The sequence below is a fragment of the Clostridioides sp. ZZV14-6345 genome, assembly GCF_020657775.1.
Classification (GTDB): domain Bacteria; phylum Bacillota; class Clostridia; order Peptostreptococcales; family Peptostreptococcaceae; genus Clostridioides; species Clostridioides difficile_D.
Map to the genome: position 1 here is coordinate 20,730 of NZ_JAGWCX010000058.1, position 6,401 is coordinate 27,130.

Genomic DNA, 6,401 nt, shown 5'->3' on the forward strand with positions numbered 1-6,401 from the left:
GGTAGGTGTTTTTAATTGATTATATTAGGTAAAAATATTATAGAAAATCTTACAGTAGGTATGTATGAAGATTGTAGAGTTATTTACAGAGAATATATACAAAATTCTGCAGATCAAATAGATAAGGCTGTTCAAACTGCTTTGATGAAACAAGAAGATGCTTGTATAGATATAGACATAGATAAAAAGACAAGAAATATAAAAATATATGATAATGCTACTGGAATTCAAAAGAAGTATTTTAAAAAAAGATTATCTGATATTGCAAATTCTGAAAAAGATAGAGATACAGATAAAGGATTTAGAGGTATAGGAAGATTAGGTGGAATTGCATATTGTGATAAACTAAAATTTTCATCTTCTTATTATGGTGAAAACTTAAAATCAGTAATGATCTGGGATGCAAAAAAATGTAAAGAAATTTTAAGTGATAAAAATTGTAGATGTACAGCAGAAGAATTACTGGATAACATTATAAGTTATGAAGAAGAGGTTTGTGATGAAGAAAGTCATTTTTTTGAAGTAGAATTAATTAATGTTAATAATGAAAATAAAGAGTTAATGGACATTAAAGAAGTAGAAAAGTATTTATCTTCAATAGCACCAGTTCCATATCATAACTTTATTTATAAAGAAAAAATTTATGAATTTATAAATAATGAAAATATGAGTATTTGTGAATATAAAATTTCTATAAATGGAAAGCAGATATTTAAAAACTATAGAAATAAACTTTATGAAGATACTAAAAACGCAGGGAAAAAATCATATGATGAAATATATGATTTAGAATTTAAAAAAATCATGAATAGTGACAATGAGTTAATTGCTTGGATGTGGTTTGGGGTATCTGGCTTTATAAAGTCAATTCCTGTATGTAATCAAATGCGCGGAATCAGATTAAGAAAAGAGAATATTCAAATTGGAAATGAAAGAACTTTAACACACTTCTTTAGAGAACCGAGAGGAAATTATTATTTTATTGGTGAAATTCATGTTGTGAGCAAAGATCTTATACCAAATGCCAGAAGAGACTACTTTAATGAAAATGAAACTGAAAAAGAATTAGAAGCAGGTTTAAAATCTATATTTGATGAATTACATACATTATATCATCATGCAAATAGAATTAAAAATGCATTTAAAAAAAAATCTGAATATGATAAGGTAGAAAATGAATATAATAAAAAAATAAAAGAGGGAGGATTTATTGATTCAGAAGAAAAAAAATTATCTGAAAAAGAATTAGAAGAAAAGCTTAAAGATGCAGAAGAAGCTAAAAGAATCCTTAAAGGAGTGGTTGATAAAGCTTCTGATAAAGGAGTTATAAATAAAGTATTTTCTATATTAGAAAAAGGATACTCACATAGTGAAAATCAAGAAAAAGTAATTGAAATAAAAAGTGAAAAAATCGAGAAAACAGAAAGAAACGAAAAAATTGAAAAAACTAAAAATAATAAAAAGTTTATGACACAAAGATTATCTAATTTAAATAGAAAGGAACAAAAACTTGTAAGTAAAATATATAGTGTAATTAAAGCTGTATTGCCAAGAGACACAGCTAACACATTAATAGAGAAAATACAAGAAGAGTTGAGCTAATGAATAGAAATATTTTATTAATAGAACCAAATTATAAAAATAAATATCCTCCAATTGGAGTAATGAAAATATCAACATACTATAAAATGTTAGGAGACAAAGTTACTTTTTTTAAGGGAGATCTAAAGGACTTAGTTATAAATGATATCTATGATGACTTATTAAAACAATTGTATGCAAATTGTAATGAGGTTTTTTGGGAAGAATATAAAAATGATATTATTTACTATCTTAAAAAGGGAATAAAAGATGCTCTAGAGAAAATTCCCAAAGTAGATGATAATCCAATTATTAGAGATCTATTAGTATATTATAGAAAGTTTTATAGAACTAAAGAATATCTTAATCCTAATTATAGAAAATATGATAGGGTGGGAATAACAACTTTATTTACTTTTTATTGGGATATAACTATTGAAACTATAAATTTTGCAAAATGCTTATGTAAACACCCAAAGGATGTTATGGTTGGAGGTGTTATGGCATCTATTTTACCAAATGAAATAGAAAAAGAAACAGGTATAAAGCCTTTTGTTGGCGCATTAAATAAGTCTGGAATACTAGATGATAATGATATAATAATTGATAACCTGCCATTAGATTATTCAATATTGGATGAGATAGATTATAGATATCCAGCAAATAATTCTTATTTTGGGTACATGACAAGGGGTTGCATAAATAAATGTAGTTTTTGTGCAGTTCCTAAATTAGAACCAGAATACAAAGATTTTATAAGCATAAAAGAGCAAATAAAAATTACAAATGAAAAATTTGGAGAGAAAAAAGATTTACTATTATTAGATAATAATGTATTAGCTTCCAATAACTTTAATAAAATTATTGAAGAGATAAAAGAAGCAGGGTTTACGAAAGATAATCTTTTTCATCAACCAAATGAATTTGAGGTAGCAATTAGAAATCTAAGAGAAGGATATAATGATAGAGCATACATAAAAAAGATTATAGGTTTATACAAGTTGCTGCTGGATAAATATTTTAATGAAGAAACAAAACACATATTTTCTATTTTGGAAACAAAAAAGTTATTAGACATAGAAACTGCTAAAAAAGAAAATATTCTATCATGTTATGAAGATGTAAAAGTATTATTTGAAAAATACTATAAGAGAAGACCTAAAAAAAGAATTGTAGATTTCAATCAAGGAATTGATGCTCGTTTGATTAATGACGAAAATATGTCTAAATTATCAGAAATACCTATTAAACCACTAAGAATAGCTTTTGATGACTGGAAATTACACGATATCTATGAAAATGCAGTTAAAACAGCAGTTAAATATGGCATAAAAAATTTATCTAATTATCTTTTATATAATTATAAAGATAAGCCAATAGATTTATATAGGAGATTGAAACTAAATGTTGATTTATGTGACGAATTAGATGCTAATATATATTCTTTTCCCATGAAATATCATCCTATAGAAGATCCAAAATACTTTAAAAATAGAAACTTTATAGGTTTACATTGGAATAGAAAGTTTATAAGGGCTATACAAGCAATATTAAATTCTACAAAAGGCAAAGTGGGAAGTGGAACATCTTTTTTTAATGAAGCATTTGGAGAATCTGAAAATGCTTTTTATAAACTACTATATATGCCAGAAACATTTATAATATATCGTCAATTTTTTAAAGACTGTGGTCTGACCAACAAATGGTGGCAGGATTTCAAATCCTTAAATGAAGAAAAAATTATTTTTACGAAAAGGATAATAGAAAAAAATGAATTTCAAGATATAGATCTATTAACAAATGATAAAGAAATTTTAAATATTCTGAAATACTATAAAATAACAAGAGACCAAGCTGAAGGTATCATGAAGAATGGGTTTTATAACAATTAGTTATAAAGCCTATTTTTATACTAATACTTAAATACGAAATAGAAATTTGTACCCCAACGATACCCCAATTACAAAAATAAATAATAAGAAGTGTCCAAAAAAATTAACATAATATAGTAATCAAATAGCTATATACCTACATTCACAAAAATCAACAAAACAATCAAATAACCACTTATAGACTCCCCTCGTCTCCACCACTTAAATTCACGAAAAAGGAACTGTCGAATGAGTAATTTTAAATTGCTGTTCGACAGTTCTTTTTTTACTTGTTTTTCATTGATTTATATTTATGCAAGATTTGAGCTTAAAAATGGGCATAAGAAATAAAGGTATAAAAATACCATTTAAAAAATGGAATAATTTACAAATGGTAAGATTAAGAAATATTTTTGAGAGGGTGAATATACATACCACATTTATTATTCATTATCTTATTGTGAAATTTAGAAATACTATGGGCTAACACCACAAGTATAAATTCGGAAAGAACATTTTGAATTGCCTCTACTTAGAGATCTCTTAAAGTTTATATTATGTTTTATTTGAGCTAAAGCTCCTTCTACCTGAATACTTCTATTCATTCTAAGTTTACATCTTTGTATACTAGTGATTCTTTCTAAATTATCCTTTCTTTTTTCATGAAATAATTTAGATATTTCAAGCCTCTTAGTCCTTTGCTCAAGGGATATTTTGCTATTATTTCCTTTTATATAGCTACGTTTAAATTCACAGTAACTACAATCATCACAAGTATAATATGTTATTTTACTTTTATATCCAGTTTTTGATTTCCTTATTTTGGTATTACTAGCATATAGCTTTTTATTATTTTTGCAAATGTAGTAATCATCTTCTGAATTATACTTTATGTTGTCTACAAGACCTATATCATTTTATATTTTCTTGTTTTACTAACTTCATAATTGGAAGGTTTAATAAAAGAAAGTTGATTATTATTTTCAAGAAATACATAATTTTCCTCACTTTCATAACCAGCGTCAGCTATTACTTTATGATATTTAAAATTAGTATATTTTTCTATAGACTTTAAAAATGATATTAAAGTAGTAGTATCTGTAGGTTGAGAACCTGAATTTGCCCATACTACATATTCAGAATCTACACCAATTTGAATATTATATGTAGGTTTAAGTTGAACATTCTTCATGTAGTCTTCTTTCATCCTCATAAATGTTGCATCTTTATCCGTTTTAGAGGAGCTGTTTCGTTCACCCATTATATAAAGATCTTTAATATACTTTTTTAACCTATTGATATAATTACATAATTTTTGAATAGACGTTTTTCTTTTACCTTTGCCATGAACAAAATAACTCTCTCTTCTCTAGCTATCTTTTTAAGTTTTTTAAGTAACTTTTTTAAGTGACACATTCTTATTTTATCTTTATAAATTACCTTAATGCCAAAATCTTGTTCGCATTTTAAAATAAAGTAAGGTAGCTCCTTTAACATTTTAGGCATATTTTTTTCAATAATTTTTCTCCAAACAAATGTACATCTATTAGCAACAGATTTAATTTTACTTCCATCAATAAATAATGTATCTTTTGAAATTTCATTAATATCACCAAGATAATTTGTAAATTGAGACATTATATACCATCTTCACCAACTACATCCTCCATAGTTTTACACTTTCTTAATTCAGCTTGGTAATCTAAATCTGGAATAATTATTTCTCTTTGTTCTTTCATTTCTTTACCTCCAAAAGTTTAATATGAATATTATTCCAAACTTACCAATTTTACATTCAAAAAAGACTGTAGGTAAGTTTGTATTTACACAAACCTACTTATCAGTCTCTTTTTTTTGAAATTAATTTAGCGTGAACTATAGTACGAGCATCTTTAAATTCATAGTTACAAGTATATAAAGTTATAATTTTATCTGAAATATCTACCTTTATATCAGATTTGTGTACTGATTTTTCAGTTATATAATTCAAATAATCTTCAAACTCATCATTACTATTAAAGTGTATATTTAAATAATCTCTGTTAATTAAGTCAGCAGTATATACTGAAAAAATTTCATAAGTATAAGTTTGTTCTTTATATTTTATTTCTACTAAGTTATTTTCTTTGAAAAATGCTTCATCAGTATAGTTTTCTAGCTGACCAAACATAGTTTTATTTTTCATATAATGACCATAGACTATTAAACTCTTATCATTTTCAAAATTATTTCTATAATCCATGAAAATACTACCTGAAGGAAGATAATTTTTATAAAAATCATGAGTCAGGTAGATATCATTGTTATATCCCTGTACTACAGGATAGTCTATATTTGTATTATTTATTTTAAGCCAGAATCTATAATCATTATTTTTATCATAAAGTTCTTGATGTTTACTATTATTGTTGCCAGTGTTTTCTCTGAGTTTAGTATATACTTCATCAGCTTTTCTATATTCAGATAATTTTATGTAAATCGAAAGGCTAGAGAAAATTAGTGTAATAATGCAAATAATGTTTATTAATATTTTTACTAGTTTTTTCAATTAATCATCTCCTGTATTATTATATAAAAGATTAAATAAATTTTATATAGTTAAAATTTTTATTATAGTTATTTAGTAAATAATAAATACTTATAATATATAAGGTTGAAAAAGCAGTATATTCATTGACAAATATGAGTTTTAAGTATATATTAAAGTTATTAGAGTGTATGTTAGGATATATATAGTGTATATTAAAAATTCTTTAGGGGAGGGGGAATTTATGCAACAAAAATGTAAAAAGAAAGTACTATCAATGATTTTAAGTATCTCAATGGGACTTGGATCAGTAGCATCATTTAATACATCAAATACTTTCGCAGATACTATAGAAGAAAGTACTAATGCAGGAAGTGCAGAAGGAGATGCTAATGCAGGAAATGCAGAAGGAGATGCTAATG

The 6,401-nt window shown here is 25.3% G+C and carries 6 protein-coding genes; 2 read left to right on the top strand and 4 right to left on the bottom strand.

The window, feature by feature from the left end; all coding sequences use genetic code 11:
• Window positions 1–15 precede the first annotated feature (15 nt).
• The gene (locus KGF39_RS14600; RefSeq protein ID WP_227822855.1) at window positions 16–1,602 is read left to right on the top strand and encodes an ATP-binding protein; all 1,587 of its coding nucleotides are present in this window, start codon (window positions 16–18) and stop codon (window positions 1,600–1,602) included.
• The gene (locus KGF39_RS14605) at window positions 1,602–3,473 is read left to right on the top strand and encodes a hypothetical protein (protein ID WP_107594506.1); all 1,872 of its coding nucleotides are present in this window, start codon (window positions 1,602–1,604) and stop codon (window positions 3,471–3,473) included. The genes KGF39_RS14600 and KGF39_RS14605 overlap by 1 nt, the downstream gene beginning before the upstream one ends.
• A 455-nt stretch (window positions 3,474–3,928) precedes the next feature.
• Here KGF39_RS14605 and KGF39_RS20275 read toward each other — a convergent pair whose 3' ends face one another.
• The 4 genes from KGF39_RS20275 to srtB form a co-directional block, all read right to left on the bottom strand.
• Window positions 3,929–4,363 carry a transposase gene (locus tag KGF39_RS20275; RefSeq protein WP_413927092.1) on the bottom strand — a complete coding sequence of 145 codons (435 nt, stop codon included), beginning with the start codon at window positions 4,361–4,363 and terminating at the stop codon, window positions 3,929–3,931.
• The gene (locus tag KGF39_RS14615; protein WP_227822856.1) at window positions 4,360–4,713 is read right to left on the bottom strand and encodes a transposase; all 354 of its coding nucleotides are present in this window, start codon (window positions 4,711–4,713) and stop codon (window positions 4,360–4,362) included. Before KGF39_RS14615 ends, KGF39_RS20275 begins: the two co-directional genes overlap by 4 nt.
• A 26-nt stretch (window positions 4,714–4,739) precedes the next feature.
• Complete coding sequence (locus tag KGF39_RS14620; RefSeq protein WP_227822857.1) at window positions 4,740–5,090, bottom strand: hypothetical protein; 351 nt, start codon at window positions 5,088–5,090, stop codon at window positions 4,740–4,742.
• A gap of 202 nt (window positions 5,091–5,292) precedes the next feature.
• On the bottom strand, window positions 5,293–6,000 hold the full coding sequence (gene srtB / locus KGF39_RS14625) for a class B sortase (RefSeq protein WP_227822858.1): 708 nt from the start codon (window positions 5,998–6,000) through the stop codon (window positions 5,293–5,295).
• Window positions 6,001–6,401 lie beyond the last annotated feature (401 nt).

Excerpts from the sequence above, each read along its gene's own strand:
- KGF39_RS14605 (WP_107594506.1), top strand. The coding sequence starts at position 1,602 with ATGAATAGAAATATTTTATTAATAGAACCAAATTATAAAAATAAATAT.
- KGF39_RS14615 (WP_227822856.1), bottom strand. The coding sequence starts at position 4,713 with ATGGGTGAACGAAACAGCTCCTCTAAAACGGATAAAGATGCAACATTT.
- KGF39_RS14620 (WP_227822857.1), bottom strand. The coding sequence starts at position 5,090 with ATGTCTCAATTTACAAATTATCTTGGTGATATTAATGAAATTTCAAAA.